This is a genomic window from Lentisphaera araneosa HTCC2155 (genome assembly GCF_000170755.1).
Taxonomy (GTDB): domain Bacteria; phylum Verrucomicrobiota; class Lentisphaeria; order Lentisphaerales; family Lentisphaeraceae; genus Lentisphaera; species Lentisphaera araneosa.
Map to the genome: position 1 here is coordinate 93,808 of NZ_ABCK01000009.1, position 24,724 is coordinate 118,531.

Consider the following 24,724-nt stretch of genomic DNA (forward strand, 5'->3'; position numbering starts at 1 on the left):
TTGATGGCGGGGGTAATCTGGGGTTATATATTTTATGATCACGCCGCGTTTGAATCTGAGCAATATGATTCTAAACGCCCCAAAGTAGTAATAATAAGAATTTTTTAACTAAAATAAAAGGTAATTTTTCATCATTATACGAAGCAACGGCAATTGAAGATGTATTAAATACCTCTAGCTCATCAACGGTCAGAGCTCTGCAAACTGCTAACGAAGCCGACGTTGACATAAATAGCTATAAGTTCACTAAAATTGAATCCAACAAACTCTCTGTAAACAAGAATGTGTCAAAAGAATTATTTACAGGCGATTATATAAAAATTGATGGAACTAAGTTTCTCATCACCAATGTGGAAAGCAATGTTGTTACAGTTGACGGTGTTCTCAGTGACGAGGCCGATTATTCAAGAGTTTCCAGATCTGTACCTATTATCACAATAAGCAAAGGCTCCATTCAAACAAAAGACGAACTTAAAGCTCTTCTTCGTTTAGATGGTTATTTAAAATATGACTCTCAATCTATCGATTGGATTTTTGACAAAATCCCAAATTACGATTTAGAAGTACCCCTTACACGTATAGCTCGAAACGGAATGTCAGTTTATGCTTTGTCGGGTTTTAATGGAGGAAGCTATACCCAATCATTTTCTATAAATTCAATTGGCTTACCAAATAATGGCGCTGGTTCAGAGGGAGCCATAGGACCAGAACTTCCTAGAGAAAATGTTAAGGTACAAGAAATTGATTTTGTCGATTATATACCACATGTTCAACAAACCAATAATGATTTTTCAGTAGAGGCACATGAAACAGTAATTAAGCAGGGTACAAACTCTAATTCAGAAATTAATCTGGTGAACAAAGATTTGGCAAATGCTAGAGTACATGCTGCTGGCGATCCAGTTAATCTTGTGACAGGTGAATTTTATACCGAATGGAACCCAGATTTTGTCATACCGGGAAGATTTTCTCCATTAGCACTAAACCGTAATTACCATAGTAGAATTACATACGATGGACCCTTTGGCTATGGATGGGCATGGAATCATTCAGAGACAGTTTTTTACAGTGTAGACGGGTTCATATTTTTTGATGAAGAGAGAGTGTCACATATAATTGAAAGAGATCAAAATGGGCAATTTGTGCTGCCGCCAGGTAGTAAGTTTGAGTTCACAGAAAAGAGTGACACCCTTGAAGTGAGATACAAAAATAATCGCAAGTTAATTTTTGATATTGATGGTTATTTAATCAAAAAAGAAAATCCAACCGGCGATTTCATTGTATTTAATTATGACGATGATTATAATTTAACTTCTTATGAGGATCAAATAGGTCGTGAAATTACTTTTCTATATGAAGATACCAATAATCCAAATAAAGTAACTACTGTTATTGACTGTGCAGAAAGGCAATTTAAATACACCTACTCCGAGGGAGCATTAACATCCTATACAGATAGTCAAGGAAGAAAAACTGCTTACGAATATTTAACTAATCAAGACAATGTTGATAATGATTATAACATGACCAAAATGACTCTTCCTAACGGAGATTATTTGGATATAAAATATTATCAAAACGACAAAGTTGCATGGCATCAAAATTCACAGGGAGATAAATTTCACTTCAAATATAGTCCAATCAATCGTTACACAGAGACATGGAATGAAGAAGATTATTATGCCAAAATCATTTATAGTGAAAAAAATGATGTCCTCTACGAAGAATTTAGAGACTTTACCTTTAATACATTTACATATGATGATCAACATAATTTACTCACCAAAAAAGACGGCAACAGTAATTTATGGTCCTATACCTACGATAGCCACAATAACCTGACTTCAAAAACCACCCCTTTAGGCATAAAAACCATTTATGTCTATGACCTAAACTGGCATAAACCCAAAGCAGTTTACGGCCCCTTCAAGGCATCCTCCTATGGGGTCTTTGTAAATAACTTTTCGACAAACCCCACCAATCCTGAAAGCGGTATAGCAGCCAACCTCATTCCACCTCATCAGTCGTTTAATTATAGTGCTTCAACGGGTCAATTACTCAATCAAACAGATGCCATAGGCAATCCGACTTTTTATACTTATAATGCCACCACCAACAAGCTTGAAATAGTGACCAATGCTTTAGGTCATCAGCAAACGACGATCTATGACTCCAATGGCCTTTATGTCGATAAGCTAATAGATGCTAAAAATTATGTGACAGATTTGACTTACAACGCACGTGGATTGAAAACATGGCAGAAAGACCCTTTATCCAATGAAACCACCTATACTTACTCAAATTCTGATAAACTTTTATCCATTAAATACCCTGATGATTCTACACAAACATACACGTATAATAGCTTAGATAAGCCGAGTACCACAAGCGATACTCTAGGCAATACAACAACTTACTCATATTTTCCAGCCAGGGACCTTGTTGTAGGTCAGAAGATCGCATCCATAAAAGACCCACTGAACTTTGAAGTGAAATACGAGTACAATGCCCGTGGCCTTAAAACTGCAGCCATCGATAAAAACGGCAATCGGACCGAATTCAAATACGATGGCGCCGAACGCCTAATCGAAAAACTACTCCCCAGTCAAACTAGGCTCATCTACCAATACGACTCCAATGGCAACCTGCTGTCCGAAACCAAATACTACCGCGATACTATGGAGGCACAGAGCACTTCTTCACAAAAGTTCTTTACTCAAGAAACCACCTACACCTACGATGCCGATAATCGTAAAATATCCATGACTACTCACGGAGATAAGACCACAAGCTATCAATACAATGACGGTATAAATTTGACCGACATCATTCTTCCAGATGACACGCGTACGCACTTTGATTACGATGCCCTTAATCGCAAAGTTGCTCAGACCCTCAACTATGGAGCCAGTGACCAACGCATGACCACTTACGTCTACGATGCTATAGGACGACTGGCCCAGACCATAGACCCACTAGGTTTAGTGCAAGAAAACGTCTACGATGCCAACTCAAATAAAATTCAGCAGCGCCTCTATAATCAGAGCTCCCCTACAAACGCCATCGTCACCAATTTCACTTACAATGAAAAAAATCAGCTCATAAGTAAAACCGACCCCAATGGAACATTCTACAACGATGATGAGGCTTTTACAGAGTATTATACCTATAACTCAAGAGGTAAAATGCTCTCAAAAATTGACACCCTGGACTATGTCCAAAAATTCAATTACGACTCACATGGCAACCTCACTTCAGCAGTCGACCCACTCGGCAACTTGACTAAGTTTCAGTATAACTCCCGTCACGAGAGAGTAAGCTCCATCAACGCACTCTCGCATACAGAGCACTTTGATTTCGATCCCAATGGTAACCTCATCGCTTACACTGACCAAAACAAGCATTTGATCTACTATACCTACAATGCCCATAATCAGCAGACTTCCAGCATTTTTAGTGACTCAGTTTATGGTCAAGATGATCAAATTATCAGCGCCTCAACTGTATTCGATGGCTTAGGACGTGTGGCACTAAATATTGATCCACTTGGAAATGCCGTCGAACATACCCACGGCCCAGATAATCAACTGATCAGTAAAACCCTACCAAAAGTTGACAATTATTACATTAATTCAAACGCAACCATTACCTCAAATAACTCCCAACTAGCAGGTATATTGACATGGGATTATGACAATATGAACCGCCTTAAGTCCACCACAGACTTAAACGGCAATACAACGCAGTTCGAGTACAATGCTTTTGGGCAAAAAACATTAGAAAGAAACCCCGATGGCACAGAAACCCGTTCTCTATACAACAAACGCGGTCAGTTAACCGACGTCTTTACGGCCATTAGAACAGGCGATAATAACTACTATTCCAATTCCGCCAATCTAGCCGCGGGCCAGCATAGCAAATACCTCTACGATAACTTTGGTCGACAAACACATCTATACCAAGCCTACGGTACATCCGAACAAACATGCACCGAAAGCCAATACGATCATAACGGCAATATTGTAAAAATCATCAAACACTTCAAAAATGACCCAAGCAAAAATCAAGTTACAGATTTTATCTTCGATGAACTCAATAGACCTATTCAGACCATACAGCGTGGCGATGATATGGATCTTGATCGTATAACCTACACCCACTACAACGCATTGGGTCAAGTAACTTCCACAGAAGATGCCGAAGCTAGCCAGACCGTCTATGTTTACGATGTCATTGGCCGTAAAGTTGAAGAAATTGACCCAGATGGCAATTCAATGTTCTTTGAATACGACGCCAAAGGACAACTCATTACTCAAACCGATGCCGAAGGCATCACCACCACCTTTACCTATAATAATCGTGGACTCACCACTTCCCAAACCCTTGGCCAATTCACCCGCTATTACGAATACGACGCCCGCGGCAACCTCACCAAAGAAACAGACTACAATGGCACTGTTACTATGTACGCCTATGACGACCGTTCACGTCTCCAATTCACCTACGAAGCAGTGGGCACAGCTCAGTACAAGTTCACTAAAAACTTCTACGATGATAATGGCAATATATTAGCACACACCTCCGATTACCAAGGATCCAATTCATCCACTTATCGCTATAAATTTGCCTATGACTCGCTCAACCGTAGAATTAAAGAATACGATGGCAATAATAAACTCAAACAGTTTACTTATAACAATCGTACAGGCCTTATCGATAACATTAGAAAACGTGACGGCTCCTACATTGTCTATAACTACGATGCCATGGCTCGCCAGAAAGAAGTGAAAGCTGGCCCAAGCTTAACAAATGTGAGCCTCAAGCAGTCCTTTACCTACGATAACTTTTCGAGGATGACCACAGCTAAAGAGCATGACCAAAATACCTACGATCAAGTAGAAATGATCTACAATATATTCGATGATTTAGTCATGGAAACAGACCCTGCCAATCGCACCACCATGGCAATCTATAATCAACGTAGTCAAATCAGTATGCTACAATACCAGTCCGGTAAAACATTGGAATACCAACATACGAACTCAGGCCTTATCTCAAGTATAGAAGAATTCGACAACACCAGTAAAGCATTAGTAGATTACACCTACAATGCCCGCCACAGTCGCACCCATACAACAATGGCCAATGGTCTCGAACAAAGCTTGTCCTATGATAACCGTGGTCTACTAGCAAGTTATTCCTATTCAAATAACTCCAATCAGAGCATCTATAGTTCCACAAATATGACCTACGATGGTCAAGCTAACCTCACCTCACAGCACTTAGCGACACCAACGGAAAATAATACCCGCACATTACAGTACGATGCACTCGAGCGTATCATCGCGGACTCTCGCTCAAACTATAACCATAACTGGACTTACGACGCTAACGGCAACTGGACCTCCACCAATCACAACGGAGCCCACGAAAACCGTAGCGCCAATAACGCCAATCAATACAACCACTTAGGCTACGATGGTCACCAGCCTGGCTCGTCAGATAGTGCAAAGACTAATGGCAATATCACCTATGATGGTAAATATAACTATGTTTACGACTGGAATGACCGCCTTATCGAAGTTCGCAGCCAAGATAACTCCACCACTATAGCAAACTATACCTACGATGCCCTAAATCGCCGTATTTCAAAAACGACTGCATCCCACACCATCGAGTATCATTACTTCCAATCAGAACTTTTAGAAGAATATAAAAATGGCTCCTTAGAGCGTTTGCACACCTACGGTGCCAGGATGGACGAAATCCTCACAACAGAAATTATTAACCAAGATCAAGAACTTCATTACCTTCGCGATAGTTCAAATTCAGTCGTAGCTATTACAGATGAGACTGGCAACCTACTCGAATCCTATTCCTACACTTCTTTTGGCATCCGCACAATCTATAATCAAACTGGCCAAGAAATTGCCAACTCCGCATACGGCATTACTGCCGGTTACACAGGGCGTGAATACGACTCTGAATCAGGCCTCTGGCATTACCGTAACCGTATGTACTCAGCTGAAATCGGCCGTTTTATGCAAGTTGACCCAGCAGGATTCGTCGACGGCCTCAACCTCTACGCCTACGTGAAAAACAATCCAATTAACTTCATCGACCCTTGGGGTTTACAGGCTCTTAATCTCAATAGCAGAGGTGAAGGTAATTTTGATTGGAGTACTGGTAAGGTTACACCAATGTCTATGTTTGAGGATCAAGGTATAGGTTTAGGACCCGATGGTAGGTATCGTAAATTTAATACTAATACTGGAAAAAGAGAACTTTATTACAATAATACTGTAGTTAGTGAATCGGGGTCGATTCTACAATCAGATTGGAATGGAAATGTAAGAGTTTTAGACACTGAAAATGCTAGTGTATATGACTATCAATCATTAACGGGTATAGCAATTTCTCAAAATTATGAAGGGGAAATAACATATGCACAATTTAATGGAGCAGAACAAATAAGCCCATTAAAAATAAATATATATAAAACCCCCGAACCTACCACACAGGGCAACCTTTCGGGAATCCATACTGATGTTAAAGCAGAGTGGGATGGTTACTTTTCAGGAGAGAGTAGTAATCAGTTTTTTAATAAACAGCATAGCCTCTTATTAAAGAGCAACACTCAAGTTAAAAACTTCGCATATCATGGAGGTAAACAGAGTGATTGGGGGCGCTTTGGCATAGGTGCTGCTAAAACGGTGGCTTCAGTGACACCAATATTGGGTGAATATCAAGACCTAAGAGTCTTAGGCGCAAATGATAGTACGACTTCTGATAAATTGGTAGCTATGGCAAGTTTAGGTTTAAGTGTGGTTTCTGGAACTATTACTCCTAATTTTGGTGGTATGTTAAAGTCTGGAAAAACCTATAATAAACAAACAGGTCAAGGGCTTTATGCTTTAATTGATGATGTTGGTGATGTTCGTTATATCGGTAGAGGAGATGCACCTGTAAGGTTGAAAAAACACGCATCGTCAGATCGTTTAGGTGAGTATCGTGGAGTAGTTTTGCGAAATAATGATTTAACTAAAGCCCAAGCGAAAGGTCTTGAAAATACTCTTATTGGTAGATATGGTGGTGCAGAATCAGTTAATCCTACTACTAACCTTCTAAATAGAATTAGATCCTTTTCACCAATGAACCGTAATGCAACCCAGTATCAAAATGCAGTTTCACCCGAACTTCTAAATGACATGATTAAAAAACTTAATAAAGCAAGAGTAGATTTATAATGCCAAAAGTAATAGCAAAAGCAGGTGATTTAATTGCCATCCCCTTAGATGGTCAATTTGTTATTGGTCGAGTAATTTTTGTATCAAATATTTTTGAAGAAATAATGCAAATTGAATTTCGAGGTCCATTTAAGAATGAAAATGATTCATGGCAAAATGGGGATGAGATATTCACATTGTTTACAGCGGCATCTAAATTTGCTAAGAGAGGATGGAAAATTGTTGATACAGGAATATCCCAAGAAGATGATATAGATAAGACTCTTAGAATTATTGCTGATGATGTTTGGTTAGAGGATAAGATAGTTAGAAAAGCAAATTCGGAAGATATGAAAAAAATAAAAACTATGTATGTAGATGGATTTATTAGAGTAGAAAAACTTCTTAGAAAAGCTTTGGGCAACTAATTGCATTAATTATCTTAAAAACGGATGAAACCCTTAAAAGTTCTCATCCGTTTTTTCTTGTAAAATAACCCAAATTCCCCCTCAATTCGCAACAGGTAGCCCTTAGCAGAATCGTATTCATTCTTGAGTTAAAGAGGGAGTGAATATGTTTGTTTTTCTACTGGCGATACAAGTGGTGGTTTTATTACTGATAGTGGGTGATTTGTTTAAGAAAAAGGGCTTGTAAATCTTTTGTGTTTTTACCTAACCCATACCCTAAAAAACGGATGAGACTGAATCAAAAGTTCTCATCCGTTTTGCATTTGAGAGAAGAGGTTTAAACCTCGATAGGATTGATTTAGTGTATTGCTCGTGAACCAAGTAGTCTGGGTGAAGAATGAGCGACTAATAAAGGCTTTAAATCATGATTAACCAAATACTAGATTCCAATTTGGATTGGTGAGAACCAATGATATTGGTTGGAGTCGCCAAGCTCCGTTGAGAGTAAATGAGTATGATATACTTTAACAGGAATAAACAAAAAAGAACCCCGCACTAGGGGTTCTTAAAACTAACCTTCATCCTCTTCATCAAGATCAATATCGAAATCAAGATTGATAAGATTATCAAGGTGGTGATTCTCCATCAGGCTTAGGATGATTTTCTTTTGTTGCTCAAGAATATCTTTGGCGTCAGCCCAATCTTCATCGGTCATCTTTCTTCCTCTTACAATTTTTTGTGATCCGATCAAGTTCCTTCTTTAAGTCTTCCTTCTCGTACTCAGCTAAGCATGATCTTAGGAATTTATTTAACTGTGCCCAACTGACATAGATTTTCTTAGGGCTTACACGTAGGCATTCCAATCTATCTTCTTTTATATATTTGCGAACTGTCTTAATATTGACTCTAAGGAATTGTGCCGTCTCACGTAACGTGAGTAGATGCCTGTATTGGTTATCATTAGGTGTATTATCCATCTTTATACCTTTTCATTTAGTTATAGGTATTTATAAAACTAATACGGATTTTTCGGGAAGTATGGAGAGATTTAGACCTAAGTTAAATCTTATTGGGCTTGGAGTTAGCGAGTGTATGTGTGAATGCAGTCTAACTAATCGGAGTAAGTTTTTTATTTTTTGTGAAATTTGATAAATATTTCTAAAAGGATTATAAAAATGAACTCAAGACAAATAAGACAAAAGTATAATGACAAGGCTCGTGTTCTGAGAAAGAAAAATAAAGAGTTAGATTCCAAGAAAAATACTAATAAGGCGAAACTTAATCAATTACGTTCTGATATGAACAGAGCACTTAAGTCAGCTTCTGATAAAAAGAGTCGATAAAACACATAAAATATTGGTAACCAATACATTAAAACAAATATTTTTGCGTACATTGTACATGAAAACGTTTGGATTATCATTAAATGTATATATTGGTTGGGTATAATCAATAAAGGAAATTTATCATGGAAGTTTATCAGTATCTCAGAATTAGTACTAACGACGGAAGACAAACAACTAAGAACCAAGCTTCCGAAATTAAGAAGTATGCAGAAGAGAATGGTTTTCGCATTGATCAAACTATCGAAGTTGAAATTTCCTCACGTAAAAATAATAAAGATCGTCGTATCGATGAACTATTAGAACGCCTTGAGAAAAATGACATTTTAGTCTGTTCTGAGATTTCTCGTTTGGGCAGATCAACTAGCGAGGTTATTGATATTGTAAACGCTCTTATAGCTAAAGAGGTTCGTGTTATTTTTATAAAGCAAAATATGGACATTAAACAAAATGATATTCAATCACAAGTCATGATTACAATGTTTGCTTTATTTAGTTCAATTGAAAGGTCATTGCTTTCAGAACGTGTAAAATCATCACTTCAAGCACGAAAAGAAGCAGGTGTGGTACTTGGTAGACCTAAAGGGAATTCAAAGTATCTTCCTTTTAAAAAGAGAATACAGAAGCTTTTAAAGAAAGGTGTTTCAGTTCGTAAAATTGCCCTTACTCATCTTCCCGAATTAGAACTTAAGAATCCTACAGGGTTGCATTTATTCATTAAAACAGAGCTAACAAGTTAGCTCTGGACGTACAAAGAAAATCGCTTATAGGTGCATATTTCCACAATATATTAAAACGCTCAATACAGATTTAATGGTTTTAAAAATCCCCCAACTATAAGTATAAACAATAAATGAATAATTATCCTTATTCTCGATTAGCTAGCTAACCCCATAATCAACTTATCTATATATAATTGTTCTTCATGATGCTTTAGCATTTTCCTTTTCATCTCGATAAGGATTTGCTGTCCCAGAAAAGTTTAAAAATTGTGTTATCTATTTGTTTTCAATGACTTATGAATAATTTATATGGCTGATTTTAGCGACTTAATTTGGGCGAGCCTTTCTCAGAAAAGTAAAAAATCAGTGGAAGATAAATTCATTCAATAACTTACAGAAAAGAAGAAAACAGGGACAGGTGATTTTAAATCCCAATAACTAACCACCAAATCACCAACCCACAAAAAAAGTATTTCGACTAAAAACCGAGATACTTTTTTCTTTTTAGTTTAAGCAACTAACAAAGAAATTAAAGGACAGGCCTTCAAAAAGGGCTGAGCGAAAAGAGTCTCGAAACGGGACTCTTTTTCTGTGTTTATGGGGTCAAAATAGATGTTTGTTGTGCCCCTTGTTTACAAGTAGTCAAAAAAATCTACATAAACCATTATGAGGCTTAATAAGCTGTACGGAGAATCTCTTCGAACACAGTAATTCCTCCCCTTTTCAGACAAGAACTTTGAGTGACGAGTGTTAAAGCACTAGAATTTTTTAGTGCAAATTTTCTTGTTTTCATGAACCTGTTAAATATTTAACAGGTATTTTTGAATGAGGCTTGGAACAGATTCATTGACGGTATAAAATACTTTAATATTAATCATATTTTAATTTTGTGAATACCTAAAGAGGAAATGAAGGAAATGAAAAAAGTCGTCATAATTGGAGGCGGTTTTGCGGGGATTAACGCCGCGCGTAATCTAGGTAATAAAGAAGGCTTTGACGTCACTTTAATCGACCGACGTAATCATCATTTATTTCAACCTTTATTGTATCAAGTTGCGATGGCGGGCTTAAGTCCCGCAGATATTGCGGCTCCTATTCGAACGATCTTGAAAAAATATAAGAATATCAAAGTCGTAATGGATTATGCGAAAAAAATTGATCCAGAAGACAAGAAAGTTATTTGTAAAGCAGGTGAATATGATTTTGATCTCTTGATCATGGCTTGTGGGGCTCGACATTCGTATTTTGGCCACAATGAGTGGGAGAAATATGCGCCGGGCTTAAAAACAATCAATCAAGCCACTGAGATTCGCCGTCGCGTTTTTATGGCTTTTGAAAAAGCTGAAAAGACTGAAAACGATCTTGAAATGAGCAAGCATCTTACCTTTGTTATTGTGGGTGCTGGACCAACTGGTGTGGAGCTCGCCGGGGCAATTGGCGAGATGAATCGCTATACACTTGGTGATGAGTTTAGTCAGTTGGATGTGAGTAAAACACGCGTGCTCTTAATTGAGGCTGGGCCGAGGATTTTGGCGGCATTTGATGAAGATCAATCACAGCGAGCGCAAAGTGACTTAGTCAAATTGGGTGTTGATGTTCGCCTTGGTCAAGCAGTAACTCATATTGATGATCAATGCGTTAAATTGGGTGATGAAACGATTCAAACAAGCACGGTTTTATGGGCGGCAGGAGTGGAAGCGAGCCGTTTAGGTAAAAGTCTACCCGTAGAATTAGATAGAGCTGGGCGAGTCCCCATCGAAGAAGACCTAAGCATGAAGCAGTTTCCCTATATCTTTGTGGCTGGCGATCAAGCCAATTTTACAGGTAAAGATGGACGTCCTCTTCCGGGCATGGCACCCGTTGCCATGCAACAAGGGCGATATTTAGCGAAGCTCTTAGTGGCTCGCGAGAAAGGCAAGGATATTGGGGGCTTTAAGTATGTGGATAAGGGGAAAATGGCCACGATTGGAAGGAGCTCAGCGATTGCTCAAGCGGGTAAGATTAAACTTGAGGGCTTTATTGCTTGGTTAGCTTGGCTATTTATTCATATTCTTTATCTGAGTGGCTTTAAAAACCGCTTCTTTGTCTTTGTTCAATGGACGTGGTCATACTTAAGTTTTCATCGTGGCGCCCGCTTAATCATCGGCAAAAAATGGCGTTTCTATTCGGACGACGATTAATTTAGCGAAATTGATTCATGTCCAAATGTTTCTCGAAATGATCAGCAATGCGGTCAATGGGATCTTGTTCTCGTTTTGGCACTTGGTAACCACTTTTAAATTTTTTAAAGAGGGCCTGGCGAAATTGGGGAGAATCTAAGACGCCATGAAGATAGGTTCCGATGGTGTTTTTATATATGATGCCATCCTTGCTGCTCTCGCAAAAATAATTTAGCTTATCTTTAGTGTGTGTGCTCAGGCCATGATGGATTTCGTAGCCACTGACTTCACAATTGAAATGATTTTCGACAAAAGAATTTTGTTGAGTGATTTTATCTTTTTGCAAGACCGTTTTGAGCGGGATTAAGTTGAGTCCTTGATGTTCGCGATGGTCCGTTGATTCAATTCCGTGGGGATCATCGATACTTCACGAGATTTGCATGCACACATATAGCGAAAATTTGTCCTGAAAATTTTTGTAGTTGGGTTTTCCATTTGGCGGCATAATGAAGGTCGCGGGGGACATTTTTGGAGCCAGGAAGAATGACTAAATCATAAGGACTTAAATCAGTGACCTTGCTTAAGTAGTGTACTTGTAGGGAGGGATCATTATCGAGAACTTGGAAGTCACTAAAATTTGATAAGTGAGGGAAGAGTAAGATGGCGATTTTGACTTTATTGCTTTCAAATTGTTCATTCGGGTCGATACTGATTTCAGGGCTTAAACTATCTTCACAATCTAAGTCGAGTCGGTGAAGGTAGGGGATGACGCCAAGCACGGGAAGCTGACAATGCTCTTCAATGAGTTTAATACCGTCTTGGAATAAGCTGATGTCGCCTCTGAACTGATTGATAATGAAACCTTTGACACGAAGGCGATCTTTGGGAGGCAAAATCTCCATAGTGCCAATAATTTGAGCAAAAACGCCACCGCGATTAATATCGGCAATTAAATAGACATCCGCATCGGCTTCATGGGCGGTGTCAAAGTTGACAAAGTCGCGATCACGTAAGTTGAGTTCAGCACAGGATCCTGCGCCCTCAATAATGATCAATTCATGTTTATTCTGCAGGTGATTTAAGCTTTCGTAAGCCTGGGTACGAATTTTTGAGGTATCGTTAAAGTAGTCACCAGCATCTCTGTTGCCCAAAACTTTTCCTTGAACAATAACTTGGGCACGGATATCTGCAGAAGGTTTTAAGAGTACGGGGTTCATATGGACGGATGGGACTTGTCCCGCAGCCTCGGCTTGCAGAACCTGTGCTCGTCCCATTTCTCCACCTGTGATGGTCACAAAGCTGTTGTTGGACATGTTTTGAGCTTTGAAAGGAGCCACGTCATAGCCTTTGCGCTTAAAAATACGGCAAAGGGCTACGGCACATAGGCTTTTACCCACATCCGAAGCAGTTCCAAGAATTGCGATGTTTTTCACTTTCTTAATGAACGTGGGTGTAGGAGAGGGCCATTTCGGCTACTTTGAGGATTGATTGGCGTGACTTTGCTGCGCATACAAAGGCTGCATGGTGGCAGAAAACGCCATCTGAGATTCCTAGAACACGAGAGAATTCATCATCTCGAAGGCCAGCCCATTCAGCAGGTAATCGCTTACGTGGTGTGTAGCTATGGGGTGTGCGACTCACGCAACGTAGGTACCACTGATTGTTATGGGGAAAGACAACGAAGTAGATTTTGTGAGTGCGATCCAGGGAATAGAGAGCTTCTTCCCATTTCATTGAGCCGGGGAGCTCCATGAAGTTGGTATTCTTTTTCTCCGCATAAGCAAAGGCGTGGCGAACCATTTCTCGGGATTCAATGCGTTGCCTAGAGTTGTCAATAAATCGACCTATGAGTCGACGACACCAAGTAACTTGTTCCAAAAACACGTCATCTGCTTGATCGATGGAGCCTGGATTCATGACCGCGAGTACAGCGGAAAGGGAGAGCATGTTGACTTCGGGGGCTCCACGCTGACGGCAGTGTATAGCAACGCCATTATCGGCGGCATCCACGGGGCGGACGAGTGAGCTTTGGATGTTTTCCTTGATTTCGCGAAGTCCGCAAATCTGTTCGCCAAATTTTTGCCAAACGAGGCCAAAAGAAGACATGAGTAGGCCATCATTATAAGCGGGGCCATTAGAGAAGTGATGGTCAAAGCGATTGCTTTCTTCATCGTAGATACCACCTACGTCGACTAAGAAATCGCAGGTAGATAAAATTTGTTTGTCGCGCGAACGAATGATCTTGTGCTTAGGATAGATCATTGTGAGGGCTGCAACAGCCAGGCAGTCGTCGGCGTGGAAAAAGCCATTGTGTGTTCCAATGGTGACTTCCTGTTCGGGGCTTGGGTCTGTAGACATTTTAATGATCCTAATACAAAATAAACTGAATTTACTATAACAATATGCCGAAAGAGTGCCAGTGCATAAAATCGGCGAGAAGAATTTAAAGAGAGAAAGAAATTTTAGCTCAGCTATTCACTGAGTGTTCTCTTTCTACTGAACTTTAATTTCTGTTGGAGTTTTCGTTTTTTTCTGTTCAGGAAGTGGTGTCTGAGGTAATTCTTTTGAACTAATGCCTTCTGCTCTGGCTAAGGAGTCAGCAGCACGTTTACTTGCTTGAAGCTGCATGTAGAGTTGAGTGAGACCGCGATTCATTGTGGATAGATTGGCGCTCAGTTTATTGTTTTGATCTCTAACTAAGTCATTGATTGTGCGGGCTTTGTCGCGGCTAACTTTTTGTCCGCCTTTGCCACCATACATGATTTCTGAAATGCTGTTTTGTAGGACCTTGATTTTAAGGTCGATGGCACTTATTTCCTTAGAAAGCTGGCTGAGGTCTTTTGTGGAGTTTGGGTTTTCAAAGTACTTTTCTAGTTTGCCACGTTCAGTCTCAAGATTACTGATACCTGTTTTGATATCTTTGATAAGTTTACCGCGAGTTTTATCAGCATCGCTTGCGTTTTTCTTGTCTCGGTTAAAGCGGTTGTCTCTAGCGAAATCATAGTGTTCTTTATATTCACCTAAGTGTTTGGTGATTTGTACGATTTGATCGACGCGAGTCAGCATTTTTTTGTCGAAGAATGCCAATAACTTTTCAGTGTCTTCTTTGCGGAAACGCTTTGTTCTAAGTTTGAGGTCATTTGCTACTCTTTTACGCTGATCTGAGTAGAATTTGATCGAATCTCGTAGTTCTTTGATGAGTTTTTCTTTGTCGCCAAGGACACGCGATTTTGAATCGTGTGAATCTTTGAATTTGTTGAGCATAGTAATCATGGCGGTGATTTCTTGCTCAATTTTAGTGTCCACAAGTTTTAAGTGAGTCACCAGTCTTTGAACTTTGTCCTGGCTAGCTTTAAAATTTTTCTCCAAAATAGCAATTCGCCCAGTGCTGGCACTCGATTGGGAAAGAGTAGGAAAACTAAATAACAAAGCAGATGCAGTGATAAGTAATTTTTTCATTATTGACCTCATATTTATAATTCATCTCAATATAGCGAGGCAATTTTATATAACAAAGTTATTTATGAGTCCGATCATGGTACTTAGAGCATTTGTCAGTTAAGAACTAATCAATTTCGCTTTTATGGAGGGGCGCTTGAGTTTGTTGTGGGCAAGATCTAATGACTCTTCATCTTTGAAGAGGGCAAAGCAGGTGGGGCCACTTCCTGACACATTGCTACTATAAGCTCCTAGCGAGAGGAGTTCTTCGCATGTTTGTTTGAGTAGAGGAAATTTTTCTGTTAAAGCGTGAGCTAAGTCATTATATGTATCTGGTGATTCATTTGCATTCAATTTCCTTGTGTATTCTGCACAATTTATTTCCCCATGGGAAAACCCTGCTTGACGATTTTTGTATGCCCAGGAAGCTGCAATGGGAAAAGTAAAAGGGACGAAGAGAATGAAAAGGCTTTCTTCGATTTTTACGGGAGTGATCTTTTCACCAATACCTTGAACGAAGGCAGGAGATTTTTCAAAGAAAAAAGGGATGTCGGCGCCAATTTTGATGGCGAGCTGCTGCATCTCAGTTTTTGTGAGAGGGTGATTGTAGAGTTGGTTGAGTGCCATAAAAGTAGAGGCGGCGTTTGAGCTACCTCCCCCCATGCCACCAGCAACTGGGATGTTTTTATCGAGAGTGATCTGCCATGTGGCTTCAATCTTAGTTTTGTCTGCAAAAGCTTGTGCGGCTTTGTAGACAAGGTTTTTAGAATCTGTGGGGACGTCTGGGTGATCGCAAGAAATTGATATGCCCTCTGTATCGACTTGCTTAATGCTTAATGTGTCCGCTATATCAGTTATGGGAAGGAAAAGAGACTCAATGAGGTGGTAGCCATCTTGTCTTTTGCCGACGACATCGAGGAATAGGTTAACTTTCCCTGGGCATGAAACTGTGATTGAAGACATGTTTTCTCCGGAAATTGAAAGTGCCTAATTTTCAGAAAATTAGGCACTTATTATCTAGTGTGAACTAGCGCTTGAAATTATCCAAGAAGACCTTTGATAACTTCGCGTTCACCTTCAAGCTCAGCAACAGTTTTTGCTACGCCATCAGTGAGGTGTGAGTCAAGTTCGAAACCAGGAACGATTTCGTAAGTGCCATCACCGTTTGAACGACATGGGAAAGAGAAGATAAGTCCTTCTGGTATTCCGTAAGGATTGCCGTCAGAACAAACACAGCTTGAGAAAACTTCGCCTTCTGGAGTTGGAGTAAGGAGGCTCTTAACGTGGTCAATTAAACCATTTGCAGCAGAAGCAGCAGAAGATTTACCGCGTGCAGCGATGATCGCAGCACCACGTTTTGCAACTGTAGAAGTGAATTCACTTTGAAGGTAAGCAAGGTCGCCAATCACGTCAGCGGCAGGCTTGCCAGAGATTGTTGCATTTTTGTAGTCAGGAACTTGAGTCGCTGAGTGATTGCCCCAGATAACCATGTTTTTAACTTCAGTTACGGCAACACCAGCTTTTTGTGCGAGCTGTGATTTAGCACGGTTCTCGTCAAGACGAGTCATTGCGTGGAAACGATCGCGAGGGACGTCAGGAGCATTGTGCATAGCGATTAGGCAGTTAGTGTTGCAAGGGTTACCTACAACTACAACGCGAACGTCATCAGCTGCGTGGTCGTTGATTGCTTTACCAGTGCTGGTGAAAATAGGGCCGTTCTCTTTAATGAGATCGCCACGTTCCATTCCTGGCCCACGTGGTTTAGAACCTACGAGCAGTGCCCAGTTAACGTCTTTCATAGCAACATTGACGTCGTCAGTCATAACGATTTCTTCAAGCAGTGGGAAAGCGCAGTCGTCGAGCTCCATAGCTACACCTTTGAGGGCGTCGAGAGCTGGAGTGATTTCGAGGAGGTTAAGAGCTACTTTTTGCTCGGGGCCGAACATTTCACCGCTAGCAATGCGGAAGAGTAAGCTATAATCAATTTGGCCGGCAGCACCGGTTACACAAACGCGGATTGTTTTTGACATGATCCGTGGTCCTTTTTTTGGGTTTACTTATACAGATGTTAAGTCGCGTTCAAAGCTAAACCAAAGTGCTGAAACTTCAAACAGTTCGGACGTTGAAATTCAAGCCTTTTCCATTATCTTGCGGAGAAAAATTCAAGGAAAAATTATGAAACTGATTATGGCAGCACCGCGTGGTTTTTGTGCAGGTGTAGAACGAGCCCTGAAAATTGTTGATGAAGCACTCGAATTGCTTCCGCATCCGATCTATGTCAATCATGAAATTGTGCACAATTCTCATGTTGTGGAGTTTTACAAAAAGAAAGGCGTGATTTTTGTCGAAGAGATCGATGATGTCCCCGATGGTTCAAGTTTTATTTTTAATGCGCATGGCGTGCCACCGAGCTTAGTGAAAGCTTCGAAAGAGCGTGGGATGAAAATAGTTGATGCAACTTGCCCTTTAGTGAGCAAAGTTCATTTTGAAGCGATTCGCTACGCTAAGCAAGGATATAAAATCATTTTGATTGGTCACGAAGGGCATCCAGAAGTGATTGGTGTGATGGGTGAAGCTCCTGATGCTATTTACTTAGTTGAGAAGCCTGAAGATGTGGATGATTTGGAATTCACACAAGACGATAAGATTGCCTACATTACCCAGACAACTTTATCTGTGGATGACTGTGCAGCAGTTATTTCATCATTGAAAAAGCGTTACCCCGGAGTTTCAGAGCCTAAAAAAGCCGATATTTGCTATGCAACGACCAATAGGCAGGAAGCTGTGAAGCAAATTGCTGAAAAATGTGATGTGTTCTTGATTGTTGGTAGTCCGAATTCATCAAATTCGAATCGGCTACGAGAAGTGGCTAAAGCTGGTAAAGGTCTAGATGCCTACATGGTGAATTGTGCTGAAGGACTTGATCCGAAATGGTTTGAAGGTAAACAGACTTTAGGTCTAAGTGCTGGTGCATCGACTCCTGAAAAGATTGTGAGTGCGGTGGTAGATCGTTTGAAAGCCGAATGTGGTCTAATTGAAGTTTCCGAGTTTATCAGTCGTGAAGAGAATGAGCACTTTGCTTTACCGAAGATTCGCGCGTGATTGACTTATTTAAAAAAGTAGCTTTTTGGGAAGGAGTATCTTACCTCCTCTTGGTCTTTGTGGCGATGCCTATGAAATATTTAGCGGGTTACCCACAAGCTGTTCGAATTGTGGGCATGGCGCATGGGGTTTTATTTGTAATGTTTTGCCTTATTCTAGCGGACCTTCTTAGAAGAAAAGAGTTCACTTTTAACTTCTCAGTATTTGCCTTCATCATGTCGATCTTGCCGTTTGGGACATTTTATTTAGAGGGTAAGATAAAAAGTGCCTAAAACTTGGCTTCATGAAGATTTCTTATATAATTCATATAAATATCTTTAAAATTATTGTGAATCCTCTATATTCACCGCCATTTTATATTATTTAATAACCAAAATCTGGAGTTCAGTTTAGTGCGTGACCATATAAAAATACCAGAAGTTTTAGCTATTGCCGGTTTAGGGCAAATGGGTGCCTCTTTTGCTATGGCAGTACGAAAATTCTTACCTGAGATCCGTCTTAGCGGTTGGGCACCAAGTCAGCAAGAAGCGGAAAAAGCCGTTGAGCTTGGTATTGTAGATGAGGCGAGTACTAATACTAAAAAGGTTTTATCTGAAGCTGATGTGGTAATGTTGGCAATGCCGATTTCTCCCTTGATCGATTTTGTAAATGATCATGTCACTGAATTTAAAATAGGTTCAATTGTCACTGACTTGAGTTCAGTTAAGTCAGATATTGTCGATGGCATCCGCCCAGGTTTATGTGAACAAGGAGTCCATTTTATTGGCGGGCACCCTATGGCCGGGACAGAAAAGACTGGTATGGAAAATGGTGATGCCGACATGTATACGGATAAAGTAGTGTTTCTAACTCCTTTCTGCACAGATGACCCTGCAGCACTTTCGATTGTTCGTGAGCTATGGCGTAGTATTGGTGGCAATACATTTGAAGTTGATGCTGTTGATCACGATGTGACTTTAGCTCGCTCAAGTCATGTTTTACATATAAATTCAAACATTACGACACATGTCTGTTTACAGGCACCAAACAAAGATTTAGCAATGTTAGCATGTGGTGGTGCTTTTCGAGATACCTCGAGGATTTCGTCTTCCAACCCTGATTTATGGGTCAATGTAACAAAGCACAATAAACAAGCTATATTAAAAGCAATGGATGAAACACTCGACCAAGTTAGTCACGTACGTTCGTGGATAGAAGGTGAGGACTGGGATAGTCTTTACAAATTTTTAGCAGAGGGAAAAGCTTTGCGTGACGATTGGTGGGATTCATTTAATAAGTTGGATAAAAAATGATAACGCGAATATTAGATAAGATTAAACAGCCAGACGATTTAAAGCAGTACAACACTGAAGAATTAAAGGGCTTATGCGAAGAGATTCGAGCGTACTTGGTAGACGTATGTTCTACTCATGGCGGGCATTTAGGTTCGAATTTAGGCATCGTTGAGCTTACTGTTGCTCTTCACAAGGTATTTAACTCCCCTAGTGATAAGATCCTTTACGATATAAGTCACCAAGGCTACGTACACAAAATTTTAACAGGACGTAAAGACTACCTTAATACCTTGCGTTCTTATCAAGGTTGTAGTGGTTTTTTACAGCGCGAAGAAAGTAGTCACGACCATTTTGGTGCCGGTCATGCAGGTACAGCGTTGTCAGCAGGCTTAGGTTTTGCAGCTGCAAGAGATCAGCGCGGGGCGAGTGAAAAAGTGATTTCAATTGTGGGTGATGCGGCCTTAGGCTGTGGCGTTTCATTAGAAGCACTAAATAATATCGCAGAAACTACTGATGACATGATCGTTATCTTAAACGATAATAAAATGTCAATTTCACCTAATGTTGGTGCCTTGTCGAAATATCTAAATCGCATCATAACGGATAAGAATTACCGACATGTTCGTGAAAACGTTAAACAATTTTTGACGAAAATTCCAAAGTTTGGCCAAGCTATTCGTTCGGGAGTAGCCAAGGTAGAAGATGCAGCAAAGAGTATTTTGGTTCCTGGAGCCATTTTTGAAGAACTAGGTTTTCATTATATTGGACCAGTAGATGGCCATAATCTCGATTCATTGATTCCCATTCTCGAAGCTATTGCAACTGACAAGAAGCCAGTGCTTTTACATGTGATGACGGAAAAAGGTCATGGCTTTCATGAAGCTGAATCATGTCCTGAACGCTTGCATGGATTTAAGAAGAAAGTGCCAGCTGAGCCCGATGCGGTTCCGCAACCGTCAGTCAAATCCTTTTCACAGTCTTTTGGTGATGCAGCCTGTCAGTTAGCATCTAAAGATTCGCGTGTTGTTTCAATTACAGCAGGTATGCTTTCGGGTACAGGTATGACAGTTTTTAAAGAGCGTTTTCCCGATAAAACTTATGATGTTGGGATTGCGGAAGAGCATGCGGTGGTCTTTGCAGCTGGTATGGCTGCCAATGGATTGAGACCAATTGTTGCGATTTACGCAACCTTTATGCAGCGCGCCATGGATTGCGTCTATCACGATGTTTGTCTTCAAGAATTACCCGTAATTTTCTGCTTGGATAGAGCCGGACTCGTTGAAGATGGCCCGACGCACCATGGTATTTATGATATTGGTTTTTGGCGTTCTTTGCCCCATATCCACATCATGCAGCCACGAGATGATTCAGAAATGAAAGCGATGATGGACTTAGCTTTGATATTAGATCACGCTACAGTTATTCGTTATCCGAAATCATCTTCTGCAGATTTGACTTGTCCTCGTGCTAAAGTTGAGCTTGGTAAGTCTGAAGTCCTGCGCGAAGGAACTGATGCTGTGATTTGGGCCGTTGGTCGCGAATGTGAACTGGCTCTGCAGTTGGCGGAAGATTTACAGAAAAAAGATTTCTCAATTAAAGTCGTTAACGCTAGGTTCTTAAAGCCTTTCGATAAAGAAGCCTTTTTGGCAGATGCTAAAGCGATGCCAATGATTACTCTGGAAGATCACGTTAAAACGGGTGGTTTAGCATCGATAGCCGCCGAGCTTTTTGTTGAAAATAAGATTTCAAAACCTTATCTTGCCAAAGCTTACCCCGAAGCTGAAGTTATTACTTGGGGCAAGGTTGATAAGTTGCGTGAGCTTTATGGCATGACTTCCGATAAATTAATAGAAGAGATTACTCAGTTTTTAGATGATTCAAAATGAGATTTTAGAGAGGGCGAAAGCCGGCGAATTTGAAGCTTTATTAGCTTTAAATAAACGTGGTTTTTTTCCTGCATCTAAAGAGACTCCTGAAGAGTTTATTAAACGCTTGGAAGCTTTGCGCTCGTCTTACGAAAGTTTAGAATCTGATTTAGACAAAAATGATTTTTTGAACTCGAAGGTATTAAGTTCAATAAATCTGATGTCATTCCTCAAGAAATGTTTTGCGATGCCCGCAAAGGCAATTTAGAGCTCTACGATTTTGATTTAGACTGGGTTCCTGGCTTTTTTTATTCGCCGGGAGCTCTGTTTGGTGGCTGTGCTTGGGGGATCCCTCCGCATTACTTCACCTTGTTTATTTTACGCCCTAGCTTTCGAACGCGCGATAAATGGTATATCTATGGAAGGCAAGAACTGATGGCTCACGAGATGTGTCATGCAGTGCGTTTCCCTTTAGAAGCAGATAAGTATGAAGAGATGTTTGCGTATCAAACATCGACTTCATCTTTCAGAAAGCTCTTTGGGCCGATGGTCAGGAGTCCAAAAGAAACGTATATACTCATGGCCTTAATTGCGGCTCTGATGGGCACGCAGGTTTGGATATACAGTCAAGAGTATGTGAAAAATACTTATTTTCTACCAATGCCAGTGATTATTCTGATGGCGATGATGTTGGGGTATTTTGCTTTTCTCATGTTGAGACAGCATTTACAAAACAAAAGTTATCAAAGGCTTCTTGGGATGTTATCTGAGCTTACCGACAAACCGCGAGCGGTGGCCTTTCGTCTCAACGATAAAGAAATCGATCTTGTGCTTAAGGAGCAAACCTTGGACCGGGACCTTTTTGGAAGCCTTTTGGACCAGGCCGGCGCTGGAGGTCTGAGGAAGGAAGTCCTTTTCTCATATTTTCGCTGTAAAGAAAAACTCTAAGGCGTTTGCCACTCTCGTCGAATGATGATCTTTGTATAATTTTTGGAGCCCCATTAGTGATGATTAGTCGGTCTAAGCTCAATTGTTTGAACGGTTCGATACTGCTGCCAGAGTAGTGCATCATTTTAAGTGTTTTAACCGATGAGCCAATGAGTGGTTTGATGTCATCGATGATGCCTAGTTCCAGTTCCCTAATGTTGAGCGACTTAAGTTGCTCGAGTTTTACTTCGGTGTTGCTGAGGTTCAGTATGTCTGCATTTTTTATGAGGTAAATATTTTGAACTGAGGTGTCGCTCAAATCGAGTTCGCCAAATTTAAATGGACTAAGCGGACTGACGTCTTTGAGGTTTGTTTGTCCGGATAGATCAAGGTTGATGAGGCCGTCTTTAATTTGATAGTTGTTGGGGCCGATGGCAGTGAGTTTGTTGATTTTACTCAAGTGCTTAAGAGCTTCGTTAAGTTGAGTGCTTAGAGGATCAAGTGAAGTTGCTTTAATCAGGTCTATATCAGCTTTTGGCTTATGTACAGTTTCCGGACTTACTGGTGTCTCTGTTGTAGCATTTTTAAGAATACTTTCTCGAGGCTTTTTCGTTGCGTTAAATTCTGTTTGTTCCTCGGGGATGAGAGCAAGAGAGATGACCCCAAGTAGTATGAGACAGGCGATACCACCAATAACTGTCTTTACTGGGAAGCCTTTTTTTGCTGGAGCCGGGGATCTAGCAGATTTTTTCTTATTTGGTAAATGTTGAGTCGTAGGTTTGTGTTCATACATCTCTTTGAGATGATTGAGTGATTTACTCGTTTTAAGTAGTCGCAGATCCTCAATTAATTCATCGCAATTTTGATAGCGCATTTCGGGCCGCTTCTCCATCATTTTGGCGATAACATTTGCGAAGTTCGCATTCATTGATGGTTTTCTGACGATGGGGTGATCCATGGGTTCTTGGACGTGTTTCATCATGACTTCAAGAGGGCTTTTACCATCGTAAGGAGTTGAACCGCAGAGAAGGTGGTAGAGCGTCGCTCCAAGAGTGTAAATATCGGAGCGTTGATCAGCAGAGCAGGCGTCCAATGCTTGTTCGGGTGCAATGTAGTGTGGGGTGCCGAGGGCAATGCCTGTGGCGGTTACATTGAGTTCAGATTCTTGGTCTTTGGCAATGCCAAGGTCGGCTAGTTTGACATAGCCTTTTGGGGTCATTAAGATGTTTTCTGGTTTGATGTCACGGTGGATAATGCCTTTCGTGTGAGCGAGTTTGAGTGCGTCAGCTATGCCGAGTGCTGCATCTCTAACAAAGCCTTCATCTAAACCATTTGGGCTGTTTTTGAGTAGCTCACCTAAGTCAGGGCCATCAATGAATTCCATTGCGAGGAAGTTTCGGCTACCGTCAGCACCTGCATCATAAATTCTGACGAGGTTCTGGTGTTCAATGGATGCCGCGAGGAGGCCTTCACGTATAAAGCGTTGTTGAAATTCTTCTTGGTCTATCGAATTGTGGGGTTCAAAAATTTTGACGGCAAGGGGGATGTTGAGTAGGGGGTGGTGGCTTAAATAAACTGCGCCCATGCCTCCGCGACCTAGGAGTTTTTCGAGTTTATAGTCAGCAATGATATCGAGCATTAGTTGTCCAATTGCTTGAGTACAGGTTTGATACGTTTCATCATACGATGCTTGACGACATAGACTGCGTCGACATTGATGTCGAGTTCTTCGGCAACTTGTTCAGGAGCCATGTGGTCTTGTGCGAGCATTCTGAAAATAGTGATGCTTTGGGGTTGGACCTCTGCACTTATGTATTCGATAGCCTGTTCAAGAAGATGTTTCTGCCACTCTTCTTCCCAGTGTTTTTCGGCGACTTCATGATCATCGGAACTTAAAACGATGCCCTTATCTCCAAGTTCGTTGAGACTCTCGAGAGCATTTTTTCTTTTGCGGATTAGGTCAAAACTGCGACGATCAATGATGGTTTTTAAATAGTCGCGGAAGCGACCTTTAGAACCATCGTATTTGAAAATAGAGTTTGATTTAAAAATATTAATTAAAACTATTTGGACGAGATCATCGAGCTCGTCGTTGCTAAGTCCGCGGTCGCGCCCACGTAAAAGGATAAGTTTGCGGTAGGTTTGATCAAAATCATCCCAAGCAACTTGGCTTCCCATGTTGAGCTTTTGAAGTAGTGTGCGACGCGTAGTAAACATAATTTTTGTTTAATCGAAATTAAAAAGGCTATCCATATCATTGT

At 40.6% G+C, this 24,724-nt stretch carries 21 protein-coding genes; 11 read left to right on the forward strand and 10 right to left on the reverse strand.

Annotation, left to right across the window (positions count from 1 at the left end):
- Window positions 1-284 precede the first annotated feature (284 nt).
- On the forward strand, window positions 285-7,247 hold the full coding sequence (locus LNTAR_RS10910; RefSeq protein ID WP_007278755.1) for an RHS repeat-associated core domain-containing protein: 6,963 nt from the start codon (window positions 285-287) through the stop codon (window positions 7,245-7,247).
- Window positions 7,247-7,654 carry a hypothetical protein gene (locus LNTAR_RS10915; RefSeq protein ID WP_007278756.1) on the forward strand — a complete coding sequence of 136 codons (408 nt, stop codon included), beginning with the start codon at window positions 7,247-7,249 and terminating at the stop codon, window positions 7,652-7,654. Before LNTAR_RS10910 ends, LNTAR_RS10915 begins: the two co-directional genes overlap by 1 nt.
- 550 nt (window positions 7,655-8,204) lie before the next feature.
- Here LNTAR_RS10915 and LNTAR_RS27170 read toward each other — a convergent pair.
- Together LNTAR_RS27170 and LNTAR_RS10920 are read right to left on the reverse strand one after the other, a co-directional pair.
- Complete coding sequence (locus LNTAR_RS27170) at window positions 8,205-8,348, reverse strand: hypothetical protein (RefSeq protein WP_007278757.1); 144 nt, start codon at window positions 8,346-8,348, stop codon at window positions 8,205-8,207.
- The gene (locus LNTAR_RS10920; RefSeq protein ID WP_007278758.1) at window positions 8,338-8,610 is read right to left on the reverse strand and encodes a helix-turn-helix domain-containing protein; all 273 of its coding nucleotides are present in this window, start codon (window positions 8,608-8,610) and stop codon (window positions 8,338-8,340) included. Before LNTAR_RS10920 ends, LNTAR_RS27170 begins: the two co-directional genes overlap by 11 nt.
- A 198-nt stretch (window positions 8,611-8,808) precedes the next feature.
- Here LNTAR_RS10920 and LNTAR_RS27175 point away from each other — a divergent pair, with 198 nt between their 5' ends.
- From LNTAR_RS27175 to LNTAR_RS10930, 3 genes are all read left to right on the forward strand, one after another.
- Window positions 8,809-8,976 (forward strand): hypothetical protein, encoded by a 168-nt coding sequence (locus tag LNTAR_RS27175; RefSeq protein ID WP_007278759.1) that lies wholly within the window; start codon window positions 8,809-8,811, stop codon window positions 8,974-8,976.
- A 125-nt stretch (window positions 8,977-9,101) separates the two neighbouring features.
- Window positions 9,102-9,716, forward strand: a complete 615-nt coding sequence (locus LNTAR_RS10925; RefSeq protein WP_007278760.1) for a recombinase family protein — start codon at window positions 9,102-9,104, stop codon at window positions 9,714-9,716.
- 899 nt (window positions 9,717-10,615) lie between these two features.
- Complete coding sequence (locus tag LNTAR_RS10930; RefSeq protein ID WP_007278762.1) at window positions 10,616-11,878, forward strand: NAD(P)/FAD-dependent oxidoreductase; 1,263 nt, start codon at window positions 10,616-10,618, stop codon at window positions 11,876-11,878.
- 1 nt (window position 11,879) lies between these two features.
- Here the strand turns inward: LNTAR_RS10930 and LNTAR_RS28215 are convergent, their stop codons facing one another.
- The 6 genes from LNTAR_RS28215 to LNTAR_RS10960 form a co-directional block, all read right to left on the reverse strand.
- A complete protein-coding gene (locus LNTAR_RS28215; RefSeq protein WP_202944945.1) occupies window positions 11,880-12,281 on the reverse strand; it encodes a cobyric acid synthase in 402 nt (133 codons plus the stop codon).
- Window positions 12,274-13,290, reverse strand: a complete 1,017-nt coding sequence (locus tag LNTAR_RS10940; protein ID WP_007278764.1) for a cobyric acid synthase — start codon at window positions 13,288-13,290, stop codon at window positions 12,274-12,276. The genes LNTAR_RS28215 and LNTAR_RS10940 overlap by 8 nt, the downstream gene beginning before the upstream one ends.
- A 4-nt stretch (window positions 13,291-13,294) precedes the next feature.
- Window positions 13,295-14,215, reverse strand: coding sequence for an MYG1 family protein (locus LNTAR_RS10945; protein ID WP_007278765.1), 921 nt, complete (start codon window positions 14,213-14,215; stop codon window positions 13,295-13,297).
- 135 nt (window positions 14,216-14,350) lie between these two features.
- On the reverse strand, window positions 14,351-15,316 hold the full coding sequence (locus tag LNTAR_RS10950) for a hypothetical protein (protein ID WP_007278766.1): 966 nt from the start codon (window positions 15,314-15,316) through the stop codon (window positions 14,351-14,353).
- 99 nt (window positions 15,317-15,415) lie between these two features.
- A complete protein-coding gene (ispE, locus tag LNTAR_RS10955; protein ID WP_007278767.1) occupies window positions 15,416-16,258 on the reverse strand; it encodes a 4-(cytidine 5'-diphospho)-2-C-methyl-D-erythritol kinase in 843 nt (280 codons plus the stop codon).
- Between the two features lie 77 nt (window positions 16,259-16,335).
- Window positions 16,336-17,325: a malate dehydrogenase gene (locus tag LNTAR_RS10960; protein ID WP_007278768.1), complete on the reverse strand. Its 990-nt coding sequence runs from the start codon at window positions 17,323-17,325 to the stop codon at window positions 16,336-16,338.
- A gap of 145 nt (window positions 17,326-17,470) precedes the next feature.
- On the opposite strand from LNTAR_RS10960, the gene ispH reads away from it, so the two are divergent.
- The 6 genes from ispH to LNTAR_RS27180 all read left to right on the forward strand — a co-directional run bounded on the left by ispH (window position 17,471) and on the right by LNTAR_RS27180 (window position 22,484).
- Window positions 17,471-18,397: a 4-hydroxy-3-methylbut-2-enyl diphosphate reductase gene (ispH, locus tag LNTAR_RS10965; protein ID WP_052607316.1), complete on the forward strand. Its 927-nt coding sequence runs from the start codon at window positions 17,471-17,473 to the stop codon at window positions 18,395-18,397.
- Window positions 18,394-18,669 (forward strand): DUF3817 domain-containing protein, encoded by a 276-nt coding sequence (locus LNTAR_RS10970; RefSeq protein WP_007278770.1) that lies wholly within the window; start codon window positions 18,394-18,396, stop codon window positions 18,667-18,669. Before ispH ends, LNTAR_RS10970 begins: the two co-directional genes overlap by 4 nt.
- 120 nt (window positions 18,670-18,789) lie before the next feature.
- Complete coding sequence (locus tag LNTAR_RS10975; protein ID WP_007278771.1) at window positions 18,790-19,689, forward strand: prephenate dehydrogenase; 900 nt, start codon at window positions 18,790-18,792, stop codon at window positions 19,687-19,689.
- Window positions 19,686-21,557 carry a 1-deoxy-D-xylulose-5-phosphate synthase gene (gene dxs / locus LNTAR_RS10980; RefSeq protein WP_007278772.1) on the forward strand — a complete coding sequence of 624 codons (1,872 nt, stop codon included), beginning with the start codon at window positions 19,686-19,688 and terminating at the stop codon, window positions 21,555-21,557. Before LNTAR_RS10975 ends, dxs begins: the two co-directional genes overlap by 4 nt.
- The gene (locus LNTAR_RS10985) at window positions 21,544-21,804 is read left to right on the forward strand and encodes a hypothetical protein (RefSeq protein ID WP_007278773.1); all 261 of its coding nucleotides are present in this window, start codon (window positions 21,544-21,546) and stop codon (window positions 21,802-21,804) included. Before dxs ends, LNTAR_RS10985 begins: the two co-directional genes overlap by 14 nt.
- Entirely contained in the window at window positions 21,774-22,484 is a 711-nt protein-coding gene (locus LNTAR_RS27180; RefSeq protein ID WP_157473489.1) for a hypothetical protein, read from the forward strand. The genes LNTAR_RS10985 and LNTAR_RS27180 overlap by 31 nt, the downstream gene beginning before the upstream one ends.
- Here LNTAR_RS27180 and LNTAR_RS25580 read toward each other — a convergent pair.
- On the reverse strand, window positions 22,369-24,102 hold the full coding sequence (locus LNTAR_RS25580) for a serine/threonine protein kinase (RefSeq protein WP_007278775.1): 1,734 nt from the start codon (window positions 24,100-24,102) through the stop codon (window positions 22,369-22,371). The genes LNTAR_RS27180 and LNTAR_RS25580 overlap by 116 nt on opposite strands.
- The gene (locus LNTAR_RS10995) at window positions 24,102-24,680 is read right to left on the reverse strand and encodes an RNA polymerase sigma factor (RefSeq protein WP_007278776.1); all 579 of its coding nucleotides are present in this window, start codon (window positions 24,678-24,680) and stop codon (window positions 24,102-24,104) included. Before LNTAR_RS10995 ends, LNTAR_RS25580 begins: the two co-directional genes overlap by 1 nt.
- Window positions 24,681-24,724 lie beyond the last annotated feature (44 nt).